20 protein-coding genes are annotated in these 21,287 nt (G+C 38.2%); 9 read left to right on the plus strand and 11 right to left on the minus strand.

The features are described from left to right. Positions 1-17: 17 nt before the first annotated feature. From ACEN25_RS13790 to ACEN25_RS13800, 3 genes are all read right to left on the minus strand, one after another. Positions 18-878 carry a cupin-like domain-containing protein gene (locus tag ACEN25_RS13790; protein WP_441803412.1) on the minus strand — a complete coding sequence of 287 codons (861 nt, stop codon included), beginning with the start codon at positions 876-878 and terminating at the stop codon, positions 18-20. A 17-nt stretch (positions 879-895) separates the two neighbouring features. Continuing rightward, positions 896-1,975 carry a biotin synthase BioB gene (bioB, locus tag ACEN25_RS13795; protein WP_441803413.1) on the minus strand — a complete coding sequence of 360 codons (1,080 nt, stop codon included), beginning with the start codon at positions 1,973-1,975 and terminating at the stop codon, positions 896-898. Between the two features lie 118 nt (positions 1,976-2,093). Next, positions 2,094-3,284 carry a beta-ketoacyl synthase N-terminal-like domain-containing protein gene (locus ACEN25_RS13800; RefSeq protein ID WP_441803414.1) on the minus strand — a complete coding sequence of 397 codons (1,191 nt, stop codon included), beginning with the start codon at positions 3,282-3,284 and terminating at the stop codon, positions 2,094-2,096. A 144-nt stretch (positions 3,285-3,428) separates the two neighbouring features. On the opposite strand from ACEN25_RS13800, the gene ACEN25_RS13805 reads away from it, so the two are divergent. Then, positions 3,429-3,872: a cytochrome c oxidase assembly factor Coa1 family protein gene (locus tag ACEN25_RS13805; RefSeq protein WP_441803415.1), complete on the plus strand. Its 444-nt coding sequence runs from the start codon at positions 3,429-3,431 to the stop codon at positions 3,870-3,872. Here ACEN25_RS13805 and bioA read toward each other — a convergent pair. Genes bioA through ACEN25_RS13820 form a run of 3 tightly spaced genes read right to left on the minus strand, consistent with a single transcriptional unit; the run spans position 3,869 to position 7,031 of the window. Next, the gene (gene bioA / locus ACEN25_RS13810; protein WP_441803416.1) at positions 3,869-5,134 is read right to left on the minus strand and encodes an adenosylmethionine--8-amino-7-oxononanoate transaminase; all 1,266 of its coding nucleotides are present in this window, start codon (positions 5,132-5,134) and stop codon (positions 3,869-3,871) included. The two genes, ACEN25_RS13805 and bioA, sit on opposite strands and share 4 nt — an antisense overlap. 44 nt (positions 5,135-5,178) lie before the next feature. Continuing rightward, positions 5,179-5,799, minus strand: a complete 621-nt coding sequence (gene bioD / locus ACEN25_RS13815; RefSeq protein WP_441803417.1) for a dethiobiotin synthase — start codon at positions 5,797-5,799, stop codon at positions 5,179-5,181. 26 nt (positions 5,800-5,825) lie between these two features. Continuing rightward, complete coding sequence (locus ACEN25_RS13820; protein WP_441803418.1) at positions 5,826-7,031, minus strand: aminotransferase class I/II-fold pyridoxal phosphate-dependent enzyme; 1,206 nt, start codon at positions 7,029-7,031, stop codon at positions 5,826-5,828. Between the two features lie 236 nt (positions 7,032-7,267). Here ACEN25_RS13820 and ACEN25_RS13825 point away from each other — a divergent pair, with 236 nt between their 5' ends. From ACEN25_RS13825 to ACEN25_RS13835, 3 genes are read left to right on the plus strand one after another with little or no spacing between them, the layout of a single operon-like run. Next, positions 7,268-7,783 carry a DUF2975 domain-containing protein gene (locus ACEN25_RS13825; RefSeq protein ID WP_441803419.1) on the plus strand — a complete coding sequence of 172 codons (516 nt, stop codon included), beginning with the start codon at positions 7,268-7,270 and terminating at the stop codon, positions 7,781-7,783. Between the two features lie 2 nt (positions 7,784-7,785). Beyond that, entirely contained in the window at positions 7,786-8,019 is a 234-nt protein-coding gene (locus tag ACEN25_RS13830) for a helix-turn-helix domain-containing protein (RefSeq protein ID WP_441803420.1), read from the plus strand. Positions 8,020-8,074: 55 nt separating this feature from the next. Then, positions 8,075-9,847, plus strand: coding sequence for a M61 family metallopeptidase (locus tag ACEN25_RS13835; protein ID WP_441803421.1), 1,773 nt, complete (start codon positions 8,075-8,077; stop codon positions 9,845-9,847). A 102-nt stretch (positions 9,848-9,949) separates the two neighbouring features. Here the strand turns inward: ACEN25_RS13835 and ACEN25_RS13840 are convergent, their stop codons facing one another. The 5 genes from ACEN25_RS13840 to ACEN25_RS13860 all read right to left on the minus strand — a co-directional run bounded on the left by ACEN25_RS13840 (position 9,950) and on the right by ACEN25_RS13860 (position 16,343). Continuing rightward, positions 9,950-10,228, minus strand: a complete 279-nt coding sequence (locus ACEN25_RS13840; protein WP_028376901.1) for a F0F1 ATP synthase subunit epsilon — start codon at positions 10,226-10,228, stop codon at positions 9,950-9,952. Between the two features lie 72 nt (positions 10,229-10,300). Beyond that, positions 10,301-11,809 carry a F0F1 ATP synthase subunit beta gene (atpD, locus tag ACEN25_RS13845; RefSeq protein ID WP_441803422.1) on the minus strand — a complete coding sequence of 503 codons (1,509 nt, stop codon included), beginning with the start codon at positions 11,807-11,809 and terminating at the stop codon, positions 10,301-10,303. 240 nt (positions 11,810-12,049) lie between these two features. Further along, entirely contained in the window at positions 12,050-13,900 is a 1,851-nt protein-coding gene (gene glmS, locus ACEN25_RS13850; RefSeq protein ID WP_441803423.1) for a glutamine--fructose-6-phosphate transaminase (isomerizing), read from the minus strand. 9 nt (positions 13,901-13,909) lie between these two features. Then, complete coding sequence (locus ACEN25_RS13855; protein ID WP_441803424.1) at positions 13,910-15,523, minus strand: DUF4270 domain-containing protein; 1,614 nt, start codon at positions 15,521-15,523, stop codon at positions 13,910-13,912. A gap of 10 nt (positions 15,524-15,533) precedes the next feature. Further along, positions 15,534-16,343: a glycogen/starch synthase gene (locus ACEN25_RS13860; RefSeq protein WP_441803425.1), complete on the minus strand. Its 810-nt coding sequence runs from the start codon at positions 16,341-16,343 to the stop codon at positions 15,534-15,536. Between the two features lie 107 nt (positions 16,344-16,450). Between ACEN25_RS13860 and panC the strand changes: the two genes are divergently transcribed. The 5 genes from panC to radA all read left to right on the plus strand — a co-directional run bounded on the left by panC (position 16,451) and on the right by radA (position 21,206). Continuing rightward, entirely contained in the window at positions 16,451-17,299 is an 849-nt protein-coding gene (gene panC / locus ACEN25_RS13865) for a pantoate--beta-alanine ligase (RefSeq protein WP_441803426.1), read from the plus strand. A 19-nt stretch (positions 17,300-17,318) separates the two neighbouring features. Further along, positions 17,319-17,669, plus strand: coding sequence for an aspartate 1-decarboxylase (gene panD, locus ACEN25_RS13870; RefSeq protein WP_028376907.1), 351 nt, complete (start codon positions 17,319-17,321; stop codon positions 17,667-17,669). Positions 17,670-17,671: 2 nt separating this feature from the next. Next, on the plus strand, positions 17,672-18,640 hold the full coding sequence (locus tag ACEN25_RS13875; protein ID WP_441803427.1) for a lysylphosphatidylglycerol synthase transmembrane domain-containing protein: 969 nt from the start codon (positions 17,672-17,674) through the stop codon (positions 18,638-18,640). Between the two features lie 68 nt (positions 18,641-18,708). After that, complete coding sequence (locus tag ACEN25_RS13880; protein ID WP_441803428.1) at positions 18,709-19,845, plus strand: alpha/beta hydrolase; 1,137 nt, start codon at positions 18,709-18,711, stop codon at positions 19,843-19,845. After that, positions 19,845-21,206 (plus strand): DNA repair protein RadA, encoded by a 1,362-nt coding sequence (gene radA, locus ACEN25_RS13885; protein ID WP_441803429.1) that lies wholly within the window; start codon positions 19,845-19,847, stop codon positions 21,204-21,206. Before ACEN25_RS13880 ends, radA begins: the two co-directional genes overlap by 1 nt. The last annotated feature ends 81 nt before the right edge of the window (positions 21,207-21,287 follow it).

Below are 21,287 nucleotides of genomic sequence, written 5' to 3' on the forward strand. Positions count from 1 at the left end.
CAGAATCAGAAACTCATTTAAATACCGTGTGCTGTATGGGTTTCGGTAATCGCGCGCTCATTTTTCTCATCAATCCACGCCTGTCCTTTTTTACGTCGCATTAAGCCATCAAAATGACGCATTATAAAGACGTTATAAACGGCGCGCAACAGATGTTTAGGCTTTCTAGGTAGCGAACGTAAACTCATACTAAAACCAGGCGTTACATACTTCATATAATGCCAGTATCCTTCAGGCATGTATAGAGTTTCTCCGTGATTAAGTTCGCAGATAAAGCCTTCTGCTTTTTTTAAAACCGGAAATTTATCAAAATCCGGATTATCAAAATCAATATCTTCTCTGGTTATTAAAGAGTGCGGAACTTTGTATAAATTTCTAGTCTGCTCCGGAGGGAATAAAACCACCTGTTTTTTTCCGTGGAAATGAAAATGCAAAATATTTGCCCAATCTATATCGTGATGCATAAAAACCCGTGAGTTTTCACCACCGAAGAATACCATAGGTATTTGCTTGATTAAATGCAATCCTATTTTTGGAAAATTGAAGTCCTTTTTAAGCGAAGGAACTTCTTTCATAATATTATATAAGAAAATACGATAAGTCGTAGGCTCTTTTTTTAGCAAATCTATATAATCTGCCATCTTCATTTTTGCGTGGGCCTGGTTAAAGCCGTCTTCGTGAGTAACCGGCCTATCATCATATAATGGCACTTCCTTATCACCGGCCACATCTTTAATGTAGTCAAGATCCCATTTATCAAAAGCAGGCCAATCTTCAATTAAATTTTCGATTACCACTGGTTTTTGTGGTTTCAAATAATTTTTAATGAATTCTGCTTTAGTAATTGTTTTTACCCTATTTATTTCGGTAAGCTTCAAGTATATAAGTATTAGGATTAAGCTTTAGCTTTTGCCTTTGCTTCTTCATTACGAGGTATCGTATGACCCGGTCTAGACCATTTTGGCTTTTCACCGGTAGGCATATGTTTAGAGTCTTGAGCTTCTACAGTTTCTGGTTTTGCCTTTTTTACAAAAGGTGCCTGCGGATTTAAGCCTAACAATTCAAACATCTTCATATCTTCATTTACATCAGGATTAGGTGTAGTTAACAATTTATCTCCTGCAAAAATCGAATTTGCTCCCGCAAAGAAACACATTGCCTGCCCTTCTCTGCTCATTTGCGTACGTCCTGCACTTAGTCGTACTTGTGTTTGTGGCATTACAATACGAGTAGTTGCTACCATACGCACCATTTCCCATATAGAAATAGGCTCGATATCTTCCATTGGAGTGCCTTCTACCGCTACTAATGCATTTATAGGCACACTTTCTGGCTGTGGATCTAAAGTCGCAAGAGCAACGAGCATACCAGCTCTATCTTCTACTTTTTCTCCCATCCCTATGATACCACCGCTACAAACCGTAACATTGGTTTTGCGTACATTTCCTATTGTATCTAATCGATCTTGAAAGGCACGTGTTGAAATCACATCTTTATAATAGTCTTCAGAAGTATCTAAGTTGTGATTATAAGCATATAAACCCGCTTCAGCCAGACGTTGCGCCTGATTTTCGGTAATCATACCTAGCGTACAACATACCTCCATATCCAGTTTGTTAATGGTACGTACCATTTCTAAAACCTGATCAAACTCTTCACCATCCTTTACGTTTCTCCAGGCAGCACCCATACAAACTCGTGAACTTCCTGCAGCTTTAGCACGTAAAGCCTGTGCTTTTACCTGCTGAACTCCCATTAAATCATTGCCTTTAATATCTGTATGATATCTCGCAGCTTGCGGGCAATACCCACAATCCTCGGGGCAACCACCTGTTTTAATTGATAATAATGTAGAAACCTGTACGGTATTGGGATCGTGATGCAAGCGGTGTGTTGTCGCAGCTTCATAAAGCAACTCCATTAAAGGTTTGTTATAGATATTGAGGATTTCCTCGCGAGTCCAGTTATGTTTCATCTGTTTTATTTTAAATCCTCAACAGTTTAAAGAAAGTATCTTTTCTGTCAAAGTAGATTTCATAGCATTTGAAAGTCTGTCAAAAATACTAAATCTGTTGTTTATAAATGTGAAAAAGCTAGGCTTTGCGTAACAAAATACTAACAGCGTTACCACCAAAACCTACTGCATTAACTAATATATTCTTAATCTCTTTCTGTTTTGCCTGCGGCGAAATAAAGGGTACTTCCTCATATTGTTGAGATTGCAACATTTTTACAGCCAGATCAAGACTCAACAACCCACTAGCACCAAAGGTGTGTCCTATCTTCCATTTATTGGTTGTTAATAACGGAAGATTATCTCCAAATAATGCCTGTACCGCCTTAAACTCACTGCTGTCTCCTAATAGAGTTCCGGGAGCATGCATCACAATCGCATCTATAGCCCCCATCATTTCCTCGATAGTGTCAATCCCTACATTATCACCAGTGCCAAGAGCATCTTCTACTGCCATCTTCATAGACTTTTGAAAACATGTGGCTTCCGCCGAAATAGAAACAGCATGCTTCAAGGTTTCGGTTGCATAACCTACTCCTACTACATATGCCAGTGCGTGCTCACGAGTTCCTAACTCCAGGCACACTGATGCTGCCCCTTCTCCTAAAACCATTGTATTTTCAGTTTTATTAAGATCAAACGCACGGCACGGATAAGAAGCCTCTTTATCTGCTCGACTATAGGTTTTCATCGCCCGCATTTGAGCTATAGTAAATGGTGTTAACGCAGCCTCACTACCACCTACTAAGAATTTATCACACATACCCGACTGTAACCAGGCAACCCCATTAAGCAAAGAATGCAATGCAGTAGAACAGGTAATAGAATGTGAAATATCGGGGCCATCATTTTGTAAATCCTGAGCAACCCAAGAGGAGATATTTCCTAAAGTGGTTGTGGGTGACGCCAGGGTTTCGGTTTTTCCAGATTTGGCGAATGCCTCATAATACCCTTCAAAAAGCTGGGTAGCTCCGCGTGACGAACCTATATTAATACCAAATTTACTCCCGTAGGTCCAGCCGGCTTGTGCAACCGCTTTACGAGATACATACATCGCATACAATACTGAAGGATCGAGCGCCTGATAATTGCGGCTTTCCTTTCGTATTTTTTGAATTTTAAACTGAATCTTTTTAGGCAGTTTACCTACCCAGGCGTCAAGACCTTCATCAAAAGATAAGTTATGATTTGCTAAGCCATTGTGCAGAAGCTTATCTTCTCCCGAAGCAGATATAGCAGAAATTCCGGTTAGTGCAACTATGTGTTTCAACTGGATTTATTTTTGACAAAATCAGTATTTAAAAACTGATTTTTTATACATCGCAAAATTACTATATCAGTTAATGAGAACATCAAAAAATCAAGTTTTAAAAGATTTACTTAGATTCGTAGAATCAATCAACTACAAAAATCAATGAACGAATTAGTAAAAGAAGAACGCAGCTGGTGGTCTCGCAACTGGAAATGGGTCGTACCCGTAGGTGGGTGTTTTACTATTATTATCATCGGAATTATTCTAATAGGAGGAGCAATCTTTGGCTTTGTTAATAAAGTACAAAATAGCAGCGGCGGTGACGAGGCTCTAGAAATTGTACAGAATAACCCTGCAGTAATTGAAGCTCTGGGAGAACCTATAGAGAAAAATGGCTTTGGCAGTTATAAAGTAAATTATACCAACGGCGATAAAACCGCAGAAGCATTATTCCCCATAAAAGGCCCTAAAGGAGAAGCTCTAGTAGAACTTAAATCTGCTGGCGAGGATGATGAAATACTCTATGAGATTTTTCAAGTAACTCTTGAAAATACTGGCGAGGTTATAGATCTAAATAAAAGTCAACTAAAAGCCGGAGACTATTAAAACGTATCTAAAACCTTCCTAATCGCAGCATACACTGTTTCCATTTGCTCCCGAGTAGTAATATAGGGTGCTAGAATATAAATAGTAGCGCCAAGTGGTCGCAAATACACGCCTTCATTCATACACGCTTCATAGATGCGGTAGCGCAGGTTGCCATAACGTTCCATCTCAATTGCTAATTCTAGAGCAAAAATCACACCTTGTTGTCGCGTAACACGCACTTTTAGATGGTCTTTTAATTCTTCGGCAAATTGCTGATGCCAACTCATAATTTGTTTGATGTTAGCCTGAATTTCTTCCGACTGCAATAATTCTATCCCGGCAATAGCAGTTGCACAAGCAATAGGATTAGCTGAATAGGTATGCGCGTGAAACAGACCTTTACCTATATCATCATCATAAAAAGCATCGTAAATCTCCTGAGTACAGGTGGTGATTCCCATAGGAACCAAACCGGCGGTTAAGGCTTTTGACAGACACATCACATCAGGCTTGATGCTAATGTGGTCTGAAGCAAAAAAGCTTCCGGTTTTACCGAAGCCGGTCATAACCTCATCGGCCACGGTAATAATACCAAGTTCCCTGCATTTTTGCAAAACGGGCTCCAGATGTTCAGGCTGATACATTTTCATCCCTGCAGCGCCTTGTACTAAAGGCTCATAAATGAATCCGGCTAATGGAGTTTCCTTATGAAAAGCATCTATGGCTTGAAGTACGTTGTTGATATTTTCGCCATTAGGCAGTGGAATGCGTTTTACATCAATAAAAAATTCTTCAAACGGACCATTGTAAACAGATAATCCGCTTACAGACATTGCGCCCAACGTATCCCCGTGAAAACCTTCTTCAAATGCCAAAAGTGTTTTACGATCAGCACCTTTGTTATGATGGTACTGCAACGCCATTTTAATACCAATCTCTGTTGATGTCGATCCATTATCATTAAACATCAACTTGGCTTGATTGGAAGGTAAAATTTGCATCAATTTTTCAGAAAGAACTACTGCCGGCTCGTGTGTAAAACCACTAAAAATAATCTGATCGAGCTGCTGCATTTGTTTATAGGCGCGGTCTATAATAAAATCATTGCAATGCCCATACATCGCCGTGTACCAGGAAGAAATTGCATCTACATATTCATTTCCGTCCTCATCATAAAGCAAAGCTCCTTTAGCTTTGACAATAGGTTTTGCTTCAGGATGTAGTTTATGCTGCGTTAGTGGATGCCAAATGTGTTTTTTATCGCGTTCAGTTAGATTCAAAATTCAAAGTTTAAAATTCGTACAAGCCTGCTTATTGTCACTTCCTACTGTAGATTTTCTTTCAAAAGATCTGCATATTCTTTAACCACCATCTTATCAAAATAGGGCTCTTCATCAATACGGCCAATGATCTTAACGCCGCTCATTTTTGAAATTACAGCCTCTGTGGTGGGATGTTCGGCTCCGCTGAAAAGAATTCCGAAAATGGTTTTCCCGGCTTGTTTCAGTTTATCGATTGTGAGCAACGTATGATTGATACTTCCTAAATAATGACGTGAAACTACAATCACCTTGTCATCTGGCTCAATTAAATCTAGAATCGTTTCGGTATCACTTATAGGAACCAAAAGGCCTCCCGCTCCTTCAATTACCAGATTGTTTTTAGTTTCGGGTCGTTTTACCTCTGCAGAAATGATTTGAACACCATCAATCGCTGCTGCTGCATGCGGACTCATAGGCGTTTTTAAGCTGAATGCATTTTCAAAAAAATGCGTTTTAGTATTACTAATAAACCGCTTAACCTTATGGGTGTCAGAATCGTCTAAGTCACCTGCCTGAATAGGCTTCCAGTAATCAGCTTCCAAAGCTTCAGTAACAATCGCCGAAGCCACTGTTTTTCCTACTTCTGTAGAAATCCCGGTTATAAAAAAAGTTTGTTTTGCCATAATACTGCAAAGGTACTACCGCAAGCTTAATCTATAGAGAATGTATGTAAAGATTTTGCAAGCCGCTCAAGTACATTTTTAAGCTCTTGTTGTGTGTTGTAGCTGTGTAAACAAAACCGCAAGCGCTCCTGTCCTGCCGGCACTGTGGGTGAAAGAATCGCTTTGACGTCAAAACCAAATTCTTTCAGCTGAAGTGAAATCTCTTTAACAGTATCGTTTCCAGGAATTACTGCAGATTGTATTGCCGAATTGCTCGGGATAAAATACGCTTGAAGGTTTTTATTTTTGACTTCTTGCCGGAAAAATTGAATGTTAGTATTGAGCTTTATCACTTCATCAGAAAGCCCCTCTTCTGCGCTCGGGTTGACATTTTTAAGCTGTTTATAAGATGCTAAGATGGTTGCTACACTATGCGGCGGCAAACCAGTGGTGTAAATTAAACTTCGTGCAAAATTAATAAGATAGCTTTTTAAATCTTCTGAACCTAAAACCGCTGCTCCATGACAGCCCATCGCTTTACCAAATGTTACCAATGTAGCTAAAACCTTGTTTTTTAAGTTTAAATAATTCACCAATCCCAGATTAAAAACACCTAGAGCGTGCGCCTCGTCAACTATAAAATGGGCGTTGTAGTTTTCGCATAAATTCACCATCGCTTTTAGGTCTGGCGTATCGCCATCCATGGAGAAAACCGATTCAGTGACGATAAAAATTTCGTTTTGATTTACCTCTTCTTGATTTTCTGATTGCGCTCGAAGTGATAGTTTTAATTCTAAATCCTGTAGGTCGTTATGCTTAAACTTATACGCTTTTGCATGACTCATTTGGATACCGTCGCGGATGCTGGCATGAATAAACTCATCGTATAAAATCACATCGCCACGTTGCGGCACACTGCTAAAAAAACCCACATTAGCATCGTAACCCGAATTAAAAATCAATGCCGCTTCAACCTGATGTGTTTTTGCAATAAACGCTTCTGCCAGATCGTAAATTTTATGATTGCCGGAAAGTAAACGCGAACCGGTTGCACCATTTTGTTTTAGGTTTTGTTCTTCTAAAATTTCGCTTGCGCGGAAGAAAATGCTCTTGTTTTTAGAAAAACCCAAATAATCGTTAGATGAAAAATCGACATCCTTCCCCAGGCCCTCCAAAGAATAGGAGCCTAATTTGCGTAACGCATTCGCTGCCTTGCGTTGATCAATTTTTGACTGTAATTTTTTGGGAAGCATTGAGCAAAGATACGTCCTCATCTGACCTCTTCGAAATGCAAGAATGAAAAATATTTAAATAAAAATTATTGTTTTCCAATAATTAAATTATATTTGTTATCGTAAAACGATAATATTTAAAATTTTGAAAACTAAAAATGTATTATTTATTGTATCCGCATCAGTTATAATTCTCTTTACAGTCATGGCTTTTGTTGCAGATAAGGTACGTATAGGTGTAACCCATTATTAAAACAATGAACTTAAACAAACTCTTCAAATCGCTTATTGATCTGGCTTTTTACCTAATGATCCCCATTGTGGTCTTTTTTCCGGGAACCATTTTATATATCTTAATTTTTCCTGAGCAAAGCATCATTAATGTAAATATTCCGTTTACAGAAAGTGGTTTTGGAGGAAAAGCCTTGCTCTTTACGGTTTTTTTTTTCGCATTATTCCTGCTCTTTTTCTTTGGGTTCTATCAGTTGCGGAAGTTTGCCGGATTGCTACTTAAAGGAAAACTGTTCTCAAAAGAAGTTATTGTAAGCACCAAAAAAACCGGACAGTTTTTTACCGCTTGTGCATTGGGTTCGTTCGTTTTTATTGGAATATATTCCTTGCTTACGGTTGAGAGTCAATTCAGTATCACTTTTGGCACTTCAAACTTTAACCTTCTTTTATTTCTTTTAATTGTAGGAGTACTATTCCTGCTCCTTAGCGATGCTTTTGCAAGAGCTTTAAAACTGAAAGAAGAAAACGATTTGACCGTTTAGCTATGCCCATCATCATCAACTTAGACCAGGTATTGGCAGACCGAAATATGAAGAGCAAAGAACTGGCGGAAATTGTAGGTATTACCGAAGCTAACCTCTCAATCTTAAAATCAGGCAAGGCAAAAGCGGTTCGGTTTTCAACTTTAGAAGCCATTTGTGAAGCATTAGATTGTCAGCCCGGAGATATTCTAGCCTTTTCCTCCCCTAACCCCTCCCAAGGAGGGGAACGTTATTAAGGATTTTTAAGTAGCGTGATATCCTTATCTTTACGTTTTAAACACCTTATTATTTATGAAACTTTGGATTGCTTTCCTACTTGTAAGCCTTTCTCTTCAGGCTCAGACCAATACCTATGAAATTTCTTTTGACAATGCCGTACATCACGAGGCGGTAGTAAAAGTTACTTTTCCGCAGATCAAGTCAAACACCCTGCGCGTTGAAATGAGTAGATCTTCACCGGGACGCTATGCCATTCACGAGTTCGCTAAAAACATTTACGGTTTTAAAGCAACCAACGGAGCCGGAGAACCCCTTGAGGTAAAACGAGACAACCCGTATAGTTGGATCATCACCAATACAGACGGAACCATAAATATAGAATACATTTTGTTTGCCAATCGAGGTGGCGGCACGTATTCTCAAGTTGATGAAACCCACGCGCACCTTAATATGCCCGCTACATTTATGTACGCTGAATCATTACAGGAACGCCCTATAGAAATCACCTTTAATGCTCGTGAAGACTTAAACTGGAAAGTTGCAACACAACTAAAACTTAAAGAAGGCACTACCTACACGTCACCAAATCTGTACTATTTTATGGACAGCCCTACGGAAATAAGTAACTACAAACTGCGTGAATTTAAGGTAGACGGTCAGAATATAAGATTCGTTTTACACGACCCCGGAACCGAAGCTGAATTTGATGAATACTGGGATAAAGTAAAAGCTATTGTCTTGCAGGAACAAGCTGTTTTTGGAGAGTTGCCCAAATATGATTATGGCGAATACACCTTTTTGGCGTGTTATATGCCCAATGTTTCCGGGGATGGCATGGAACATCGCAACAGTACCATTCTTACGGATACCGAAACGCTCGCCAATGGCGGAATGAAGGGCAATATCGGGACGGTTTCTCACGAGTACTTTCACAGCTGGAATGTGGAGCGCATTCGCCCGGCGGACTTAGAACCGTTTCAGTTTGATAAAGCCAATATGAGCAACAGTCTTTGGTTTGCCGAAGGGTTTACCAGCTACTACACAAATCTGATTTTAGAACGTGCAGGTGTTATTACAGCAGAGGAATATGTTGAAGGTCTTAATGGCACGTTTAATTATGTTTGGAACTCTCCTGCATTGCAGTATTTCAACCCCATTGAGATGAGCAATCAGGCGCCTTTTGTAGATGCCGCAACTTCGGTTGACCCTGTAAACCGCGAGAATATGTTTATCTCCTATTATTCCTACGGAAGTGTTTTAGGTCTGGCTTTGGATTTAAGCTTACGTGAAAAAGACTTAAATCTGGATAATTTTATGCAACTGATGTGGAATCGTTTCGGTAAAACTGAAGTAGCGTATACCGTTGCTGATATTGAAACTACACTGGCCGATTATGCCGGTGATGCTTTCGCCCAAAACTTTTTCAGCAACTACATCTACAGCAGTGAGATGCCGAATTATGCCGGATTATTTGAACAAGTAGGACTTAATCTTGAACAGGATGCTAACAAGCCGTATTTTGGCGCTTCGTTTAAAGAAACAGAAACTGGCTTGGAAATTACCAGAAACACATTTAAAGGGAGCCCTGCATATAAAGCCGATCTTGATAGAGGTGATCTTATAACATCTATAGATGAAATTCCTTTTACCAGTATAGAGGACTTCAACACCCTATTAGCATCTAAAAAAGTAGGAGACCATTTGAATATTGAATTTACTCGATTTGGTGATTTAAAGACTATAAAAGCAACACTTTCGGCAGACCCTACCTACTTTATAACTCTTAAACAAAAGGCTAAAAAAGAGGCTGTAATTGCACGCGAAGCGTGGTTAGCCAAGCAATAGTATAAAATTTTGAGTACTCTTTAAAAATCAATAAACATAATCATAAAAAAAGCGCTTAATCAACTAGATTAAGCGCTTTTGCATTATATAAATTAGCAGTGGTTAATCTGCCAATACAATTACTTTATTATCTTTCATCTCTACAGTACCTGAATTGATTGCAAGAACAAATTCTCCCGCCTCTTTTCCTACTGTAAAACGCTTTTTTGCTTTTTCTGAAAGTATAGCTCCTTTAACTTTAACTACTCCTTTTTCTAAAAGAGCAACTATAGGCGCGTGATTATCTAAAATCTGAAACCCGCCATCTACACCCGGAAGTGTTACTGACGTTGCTTCACCGCTATATAAAGTAGCCTCTGGACTTACAATTTCTAAATGCATATCTTCTAGTTTTCAGTTTACAGTTACAGTTTGCAGTTGTTAAACCGCTACCCGAAAACTGCCTACATATTTTTATGCTTCAGAAAGCATTTTCTCTCCAGCTTCAATAGCCTCTTCAATAGTACCTTTAAGGTTAAAAGCTGCTTCCGGAAGGTGGTCTAATTCACCATCCATAATCATATTAAATCCTTTAATAGTTTCTTTAATATCAACTAAAACTCCCGGGATACCTGTAAACTGCTCTGCAACGTGGAACGGTTGAGATAAGAAACGTTGTACGCGACGTGCACGACCAACAGCTAATTTATCTTCTTCAGAAAGTTCTTCCATACCTAAGATGGCAATAATATCCTGAAGTTCTTTATAACGCTGTAATAACTCTTTTACATTTTGAGCACAGTTGTAATGCTCATCACCTAAGATAGCTGCAGATAAAATACGAGAAGTTGAATCTAATGGATCAACAGCAGGATAAATACCTAATTCTGCAATCTTACGAGAAAGTACTGTTGTAGCATCTAAATGAGCAAAGGTTGTAGCCGGTGCCGGGTCTGTAAGGTCATCTGCAGGTACATATACTGCCTGTACAGATGTAATAGAACCTCTTTTTGTAGAAGTAATACGCTCTTGCATCGCACCCATCTCAGTCGCAAGGGTAGGCTGGTAACCTACCGCTGATGGCATACGTCCTAAAAGTGCAGATACTTCTGAACCTGCTTGAGTAAAACGGAAAATGTTATCTACGAAGAAAAGAACGTCTTTACCCTGACCTTCTCCTGCTCCATCACGGAAATATTCTGCAATGGTTAATCCTGAAAGTGCCACACGAGCACGCGCCCCTGGAGGCTCATTCATCTGACCAAATACGAAAGTAGCTTTAGAGCCTTTCATAGCTTCTTTATCTACTTTACTTAGATCCCAGCCGCCTTCTTCCATAGAGTGCATAAAAGCATCACCGTATTTAATAATACCAGACTCTAACATCTCACGCAGTAAATCGTTACCCTCACGAGTACGCTCACCTACTCCGGCAAATACAGAAAGACCACCGTGACCTTTTGCAATATTGTTAATCAACTCTTGAATCAATACTGTTTTACCTACACCAGCACCTCCAAAAAGACCAATTTTACCCCCTTTTGCGTAAGGCTCAATTAAGTCAATTACTTTAATACCTGTAAATAAAACTTCTGTAGAAGTTGATAAATCTTCAAATTTTGGTGCTTCACGGTGAATAGGAAGTCCTGCATTTCCAGATTTAGGAAGATTTCCTATACCGTCTATAGCATCACCTATCACATTAAATAATCTCCCATATATATCATCACCTATAGGCATTTGAATAGGAGCTCCTGTAGCAACTACATCTGTACCTCTGCTCAAACCATCTGCAGAATCCATAGCGATAGTTCTAACTGTGTTCTCACCTACGTGTGATTGCACCTCAAGTACCAGAAGACTTCCGTCTGCTCTAGTGATTTCTAATGAATCATAAATTTTTGGAAGATCTGCATTGTTTGCAAATTCCACATCTACAACAGGGCCGATAATTTGGGAAACTTTACCTGTAACGTTTGACATTCTTAACTATTTAATGTTTAGCAAAATATGTAGTTGAAAAAAATGAATAGTGCATAAAAACACCTGTTTTTTTTCATCGTGCAAAGATAGTTTTTAATATTAAAAAAACTAATCCTCTTTAGTTGAATTTAATCTGTTGGTTTTTTTTTAGCTGAAAAAGTTTTATAAACAACAAAAGCCTTCTCATACAGGAAGGCTTTTGTTGTTAATTTAATAGATCATAAAGACCAGTATATGAGCTTATTCAACCGTAACTGATTTTGCCAAATTACGAGGCTGATCAACATTTTTACCCAGCATCACTGCAATGTGATAGGATAATAATTGTAATGGTATTGTAGTTAAAAGCGGCGACATAGAATCCATTATCTCAGGAACTTCAATGACATAATCTGCGAGATCACGCACCGTAACATCTCCTTTTGTAACAATTCCTATAATTTTTCCTTTTCGGCTTTTTATTTCCTGAATATTACTTACGATTTTATCGTAGTGACCTCGGCGGGTCGCAATTACAACCACCGGCATTTGCTCATCTATTAAAGCTATTGGTCCATGCTTCATTTCTGCTGCTGGATAGCCTTCTGCGTGTATATATGAAATCTCTTTCAGTTTTAATGCGCCCTCTAAAGCAACCGGAAAGTTAAATCCACGACCTAAATATAAAAAGTTAGCTGCGTCTTTATACACTTCGGCAATTTTCTTTGCCTGCTCATTACTTTGCAGAGCTTCTTCCACTTTTTGAGGAACAAGGTTTAGCTCCTCTAAATGCATATGAAAGTCTGAAGTAGAGATTTTTCCTTTAGCTTTTGCAATTTTTAATCCTAACAACGTAAGAACTGTAATTTGCGTAGTAAATGCTTTTGTTGATGCAACTCCTATTTCGGGACCTGCGTGCGTATAGGCACCTGCGTGAGCTTCTCTAGATATTGACGAGCCAACGACATTACAAACACCAAAAACAAATGCCCCCTGCTCTTTTGCAAGTTTCATTGCAGCCATCGTGTCTGCGGTTTCTCCACTTTGAGAAATTGCAATAACGATGTCTCCTTTTTCTATTACAGGGTTACGGTATCTAAATTCTGAAGCATATTCTACTTCAACAGGAATACGTACTAATTCTTCAATAATATACTCTGCAACCAGACCAGCGTGCCACGAAGTTCCGCAGGCTAAAATGACGAGTCTTTTTGCATTTATAAACTTATCAATATGGTCATCTACTCCGGCCATTTTAATAATGCCTTCTTTAACACGCATACGACCTCTAAAGGTATCTCGTATTGCCTGCGGCTGTTCATAAATTTCTTTAAGCATAAAATGCTCGTAACCACCTTTCTCTATCTGCTCAAGATTTAACTTCAATTCCTGAATATATGGAGCAGTAATCAAGGCATCATCTTTAATACTAAAAACCTTGATTTTCTTATCTAATCGCACCACCGCCATCTCGCCATCTTCAAGATACAGTGCATTTGTAGTATACTCTATAAAAGGTGAAGCGTCAGATGCAATAAAAAACTCACCTTCACCAATACCTATAGCCAAAGGACTTCCCAATCGTGCAACTACAATTTCATTTGGTTTTTTCTTATCAAAAACAGCAATTGCATAGGCACCTACCGTTTGATTTAGCGCAACCTGTACTGCTTTACCCAGTTTTAAACCCTGATTGATTTGTACATCTTCAATAAGGTTAACTAAAACTTCAGTATCTGTGTCAGACTTGAAAGTAAAACCCCGGTTGGTAAGCTCTTTTTTTATGGCATCATAATTTTCAATGATTCCATTGTGTATAATTACAAGATCTCCCGAATTTGAATAATGCGGATGCGAATTCACATCGTTAGGTATCCCGTGTGTTGCCCAGCGTGTATGACCTATACCTAAATTTCCTTTTGTATTAATTGAAGATTCAACCTTCTTTTTTAAATCGTCTACTTTGCCCTTTGTTTTGCAAAGCTGTATAGATTCTCCATCATATATTGCAACACCAGCACTATCATATCCTCGGTACTCCAGACGCTGTAGACCTTTCATAATGATAGGGTAAGCCTCTCGGTGCCCAATATAACCTACTATTCCGCACATATAATTTATTTAATTTCCTGCTTCAGAATAAAATATATTCAATTTTAATCGCTTCTCATTAGGCACTGAAGAATTACTTCCATAAAGAACTGTTCCCTTTTGAGAAACTACTGATGCGAAAGGAATTCTATTCGGGTAATCTGCAGATGTTTTATTATCTATTCTACCTGTTCCTATAGCAGTAAGATTCTGACTTACCACAACACCTAATTTTGTGTTAGGACTATCGTTATCTGCGCTTAGAAGATTTTTAATATATTCTGTAATTCGTATTTTATAACTAATTCCTGCTCCTGATTCGGTTTTTGTTAAAGGCCCTAAGTGCGTTGTTCCTACAGCAGTAATTACTCCCTGACTCGTGATATTTGCATCTAGTGAAAAATCTACCAGAGGTTGGTTTGTTTCAAGATCGTATATATATATGCGCTCTGGCTCTGAAATTGCTGACGTTGACAATGCACTAATAGTTGATTGATCTACAAAAAACTCAAGATTTGCTTCTCTTATAAGTCGGTTTTTTGCTCGAAGTTCAGCTAAATCTTCTGGTATACCATCATTATCTGTATCTGCTCCAAAAAGCTCTACAACAGCCATGCTTCCTTGACCACCTTTTAAAAATAGATTTGCATCCCCCTCAGTAGTATTAACAGTAACCAACCTGTCTGTCACAGAAGTCTTAAAGTTGTTCTCAAAGTTTACAACAGAATTACCCGAAAATCCTAAAGTGATACTTCCCGAAACACGAGCAGTTTCAGCTCCAGACTTATAATAAATTACGATTGAAGTGTTAGCTTTATCAAATACAAAATAATTACCTGTATTGCCTATAGGCTGTGCATCTAAATAAATTCCTCTAAAGTAATTTCTAAAGGCATTACCATTAAAAAGTACATCTTGTCCTTCTTTAGAAAAAATTACATCTTGCCAGTATGCAGCGTTCGCACCTGTTGTAAGACCGTCTAATCTAAAGCGTAACCTGGGTGAATTTGTAGTTGCCACAGGATCCTGATTTTCTGCGGTTGTCTCTGCAGGCACCGTTGTAATTACCGGAGCATTAGATGGTAAAACCTCTTTTTCAAAAAGGAAATCACCGCGCACACCTGTAAAGCCCGGTATATCATCAGAATAATATATTGCAGCATCTTCAAAATCTGGTGGAGCATTATCTGTAAGCAAATAATTAGATCGGTATGCAGTTAGTTTTATAGGACTTGTACCTGACACCGAATCTAAAGTATAAACTGTTTCACTTTCTTCGTTAACAGATTGTGTACTAAAATACGGCATTGTAAAAACTATAGAGTCTATAACCGGATTTGTACCATAAGTCCTGTTATATGTTGTTAAACCTACCTGACTTAAAGTTGAAGCTGTGGTTGTCCCGTACAACGGATCATTGTAAAAACCTAAGATTCCTATATTTAAACCATTAGTCTGAACAGCATTCTTATTTACAAGTTGCTCATTATAAGCAACTACATCATAGGCTTCTACACCCGAAGTAAAATTACTAGAATCTACTAAGCCATCTCCAATCTCCAAAAAGTCATCTTCACAAGAGGCAGCAATAAAAAGAAGCATTAGTATTCCTAATGTTCTTACCAACAAAGCATTTAATTTCATTCGTTTTTTTTTAATCTAAAACCTTAGTCGTGTAGAATTCCTCATACGCCTGAGCAAACTCTTCCTTTTTCTTAAAGGGTAATACCGGTATTTTAGTCACATTTAAATAGCTCGAAAGCTCTTCATCTAAATCTGATGAACCTATAATTGCAGCATCAGAATTTTTAATCGCTACTTTCATCAAGTTTGAATAGGTAGGCTCTGCTAATTCTGCAATCTCACCTTTGTCAATACCATCAAAAGCTATTTTATCTATCAATTGCATATTAAGCGTATCGTTAAATCCTTTATTGTAAACAGAAGTAACTATTTTACTTTGTTTAAAAAGTGGTTCACTCGCATAATATTTCTTCAAATAAAGTGGCAACAAAGATGCCAACCATCCATGAACATGGATAATATCTGGTGCCCAATTTAATTTCTTAACGGTTTCTACAACTCCTTTTGCAAAAAATATAGCACGCTCATCATTATCTGGAAATAAGTTTCCGTCTTCATCTGTAAAAGTCGCTTTACGCTTAAAATACTCTTCGTTATCTATAAAGTAAACCTGAATACGCTCTTTAGGTATTGAAGCAACTTTAATAATAAGAGGCATGTCAAAGTCATTAATAACTAAGTTCATACCAGAAAGACGTATTACTTCGTGTAATTGATGACGTCTTTCGTTGATATTTCCGTATCGAGGCATAAAAATTCTAATCTGACCTCCCTTACTATTAACCATTTGAGGTACCTCAAAAGACATAGATGCAATCTCTGTCTCTGGCAAATAAGGTATAACTTCAGATGATACGTACAATATCCTCTTATTTTTCATATGTGTGCTTCTAAGTTTCTATTAAGGCTAAAAAACACGCAAAATTACGAAAATTTATGCAGATTGCCAGTAATATAGTAATTTTGCCGCCTGTTAAATTAATCCCCATGCACGTATTCACCAATAGACCAGAAATTTCTAACGCTGTTGCAAAGCATAAAGAAAATGGTTCAAAAATAGGTTTTGTCCCCACTATGGGAGCATTGCATAGGGGGCATGCCAGTCTCTTTAATTTTGCTTTACAAAAATGTGATGTAGTGGTGGTTAGTATTTTTGTAAATCCCACGCAATTCAATAACAGTCAGGACTTAGAGACTTATCCAAGAGACCTTCAGGCAGACCTTGAACTCCTTGAAAACATCAACCCTAACCTTATTGTTTTTGCTCCCAGTACTACAACGATTTACGGTACTAATATTGAATCTATAGATTATAATTTTGACGGGCTAGATACCGTAATGGAAGGTGCTTTTAGACCCGGTCATTTTGAAGGCGTAGCTACTGTATTAAAGTATCTTTTTGAGATTGTACAGCCTCATTTTGCCTTTTTTGGTGAAAAAGACTACCAGCAACTACAAATCGTAAATAAACTTGTAGCCATAGAAAAACTTCCTGTTGAAATCATAGGTTGCCCAATTAGCCGTCATGATGATGGTCTTGCGGAAAGCTCTCGCAACATGAGATTAACGCATAATCACAGAGAGATTGCTCCTTTTATATATAGCACCTTACTGAAAGCAAAAGAACTTTTTGACGACAAAGGGATTGAAGAAATACATCATTTTGTGACAAATGCTTTTGCAGAAAGCGCGCTATTGAAACTAGAGTATTTTGAAATCGCAAATGCACGTACTTTAGAACATACTGTAGCTAAAAGAGCAAACGAATCGTACAGAGCTTTCATCGCTGTTTTTGCAGGAGATGTTCGCCTTATTGACAATATCGCCCTAAATTAAAAACCCTTATTTTTACACCATGTTAGTTAACGTTGTAAAGTCTAAAATACACCGCGTAAAAGTTACCGGAGCAGAACTTCATTACATTGGAAGCATCACTATAGATGAAGATCTTATGGATGCTGCCGGAGTTATAGAAGGAGAGCGCTTACAAATTGTAAACGTTACTAATGGAGAACGTTTAGAAACTTACGCAATTCCCGGCCCTAGAAGTAGCGGTGAAATCACACTCAACGGCGCCGCAGCACGCAAGGTTGCAAAAGGTGATATTCTCATTTTAATCGCCTATGCCTTTATGGAACTTGAGGAAGCCAAAGCATTTAAACCTTCTTTAGTATTCCCTAATGAAGAAACAAATTTGCTTAAATAACCTTGAATAAAAAGCAACTTATAAAATTTCTTAAAGTTTTAATTCCTCTTGGTTTAGGGGTCTTTCTCATATATTATTCATTAAGCTCAGCTACTCCAGAGGAGCGCGCTACACTATGGGAAAATATTAAAAAAGCAGACCCCATTTATATTTTAATTTCTTTGATATTTGGCTTCTTAAGCCATTTTTCGAGGGCTTATCGCTGGCAATATTTATTAGAACCTATGGGCTACAAACCCAACCTTTCTAACAGATTTATGGCGGTAATGGCTGCTTATCTTGCAAATTTAGGGATCCCTAGAAGTGGTGAACTGTTAAGAGGAGCACTTTTAACCACTTATGAAGACATTCCTTTCGAGAAAGGCTTCGGCACTATAATATCAGAACGCATTGCAGATTTTGTAATGCTTTTACTGGTTGTTGCTATTGCCATTTTTCTGCAAACAGATTTACTCCTTACCTATTTAAAAGATCAAAATATTAATCCATTATATACTGTAGCGTTTCTATTTGTTGTAGTTGGTGGCATTTATCTAGGTTTTAGAATAGTCAAAAACTCAAAGTCCGGATTTTTCTTAAAAATCAAAAAATTTATGTTCGGCCTTTTAGAGGGTATGCGCAGTATCCTGCATATGAAACATAAAATTGCATTTATCGCACATACATTGTTCATCTGGATTATGTATGTTATGATGTTTTGGATTGTAAAATTTACAATCCCAGAAATTGCTACGGCCTCATTAGGCATCATACTGGCTGCATTTGTTATTGGTTCGTTTTCTATCTCTGTAACAAACGGAGGCATCGGAGTGTATCCTATAAGTATAGGTGCCCTTTTTGTTTTTTTTGGTTTTAGTAAAGAAGGTGGTGAAGCTTTTGGCTGGATTATATGGGGCTCACAAACACTTTTAGTAATTGTCTTAGGAGCACTCTCATTTATTTTATTACCGGTATTAAATCGAAATAAGTAATCACGACCGCATTGAGGTAGCTTAGCCATTTTATGGTTAAATTCACATATCCAAAAAATCTACCTACCATGAAAAAAACACTACTCTTACTTCTGCTGTTTAGCAGCTTTCTGAATGCACAGGTTTTGTATGAAACCGTTCCTTCAACAAATCTTAGCGAAAGCAGACAAGTAAAAATACAGCTACCCCGTAATTACGAGACTAATAAAGACAAAAATTACCCGGTAATCGTAGTACTCGATGCAGATTATCTTTTTGAACCTGTCTCTGGCAATGTTGATTATTACAGTTATTGGGAAGATATGCCTCAAGCCATTGTAGTAGGCGTCATGCAACCTAATCGCATGGACGATACCCAGTATGATGACGGCAACTTTTTACCCACAGAGCAAGGGGCTTCATTCTTTAATTTTATTGGCCAGGATCTTTTTCCCTGGTTGGGCAAAAAATACCGCCTGGCACCTTTCAATTTAATAGTAGGTCATGACGCGACTGCAGGTTTTGCAAACTATTACCTGATGAAAAATCCGCCATTATTTAATGCCTATATTTCTTTAAGTCCAGATTTGGCACCCCAAATGACTGAACGCTTAACCGATATTCTTCAGAAAACTGAAAATAAAATATTTTACTATCAGGCAACTGGAACTGAAGATATTGAAGCACTTCGCGAATCTACACAGGTACTTCATGTCGCACTTCAAAATATAGAAAACCCTAATCTTAAGTATTATTTTGACGATTTTGAGAACGCAACACATTACACGCTGGCAGGCAAAGCAATACCCAGTGCACTAGAACAGATTTTTTCTGTGTACAGACCCATCACAAAAAAAGAGTTTCAGGAAGATATCCTTACCGCAGAATCTCCGTTTAATTATCTAACTGAAAAATATGAGATTATTGAAAATCTATTCGGTATCAAAGATAAAATACGCATCAATGACTTTATTGCCATTGCGGCGGCACTAGAAAAAAAAGCAGATTGGGATGGTTTTGAGAACCTGGGCAAACTTGCCCGAAAAGAATACCCCGAGACTGTATTGGGGGCCTACTATTTGGGCCGGTCTTATGAAGGAAATGGAGATACAAAAAAAGCAATGCGTACCTATGAGAGCGCATTGGTATTAAAAAGCGCAGGCGATGTAGATAAAGATATTTTAATGGCCCGTGCTCAACGTATAAAAGATGATTTCGGATATTAATGGCAAAAACTAAAACAACCTTTTTCTGTCAAAATTGTGGTGCTCAATTTGCAAAATGGCAAGGACAATGCACTTCCTGTAAAGAATGGAATACAATTGCTGAAGAAGTAATACAAAAAGCAGAAAAATCGAGCTGGAAAGTTGAGACTCCAACAACAAAACGGGTCGCAAAACCCCAACGTATTCAGGAAATTGATACCACAGCCGAAGCACGTTTAAATACAAAAAACAACGAACTCAATCGTGTTTTAGGAGGCGGACTCGTGCCTGGATCTTTAACGCTTTTAGGTGGTGAACCGGGTATAGGAAAAAGCACTTTAATGCTGCAAATCGCATTAATGCTTCCCTATAAAACACTCTATGTTTCTGGAGAAGAAAGCGCTCAGCAAATTAAAATGCGGGCAGAACGCATAAACCCTAATGCTGAAAATTGCCTGATCCTAACGGAAACAAAAACCCAGAACATTTTTAAACAGATTGAAGCTGTAGAGCCCGATATTGTCATCATAGATTCAATACAAACACTGCATACAGATTATGTAGAAAGTGGCGCCGGTAGCATTTCTCAAATTCGGGAAACCACCACAGAGTTAATAAAATTTGCTAAAGAAACAGCAACTCCGGTGATCTTAATAGGCCATATTACCAAAGATGGAAATATTGCAGGTCCTAAAATTCTGGAACATATGGTTGACACCGTATTACAATTTGAAGGCGACCGCAATCATGTTTATCGAATATTAAGAGCTCATAAAAACCGCTTTGGATCTACAAACGAACTTGGTATTTACGAGATGCAAGGCAGCGGCTTGCGTGAAGTTTCTAACCCTTCTGAAATTTTAATTTCAAAAAACGATGAAGAACTAAGCGGAACTGCAATAGCTGCCACCTTAGAAGGTATGCGCCCGCTAATGATAGAAATACAGGCTTTAGTAAGTACAGCCGTTTATGGCACACCACAGCGAAGCGCAACCGGCTATAATGCTAAACGATTGAATATGATTCTTGCCGTTCTTGAAAAACGCGCTGGTTTTAGACTTGGAGCAAAAGATGTCTTCTTAAATATTACAGGCGGCATTAGTGTTGATGATACGGCTATTGACCTGGCGGTAGTCGCTGCTATATTATCGAGTAATGAAGACATTGCAGTCGCAAAAGACATTTGTTTTGCAGCAGAAATAGGTCTTGCAGGTGAAATACGCCCGGTTACACGCGTAGAACAGCGTATTCTTGAAGCCGAAAAGTTAGGCTTTAGCACTATAATGGTTTCTAAATATTGTAAAATACCGAATGAAAATTACGGTATTACCATAGTTAAAGTTGCTAAGATGAATGATGTTGTGGAGTGGTTGTTTGGATAATCTGATACTTACAACAAGATTAGATCAATCCAATTTGCTGATCTACCCTTTCGAAGGACTTATTTTATGTAAAAACACCCG

The sequence above is a fragment of the Leeuwenhoekiella sp. W20_SRS_FM14 genome (assembly GCF_052119605.1).
Lineage (GTDB): Bacteria > Bacteroidota > Bacteroidia > Flavobacteriales > Flavobacteriaceae > Leeuwenhoekiella.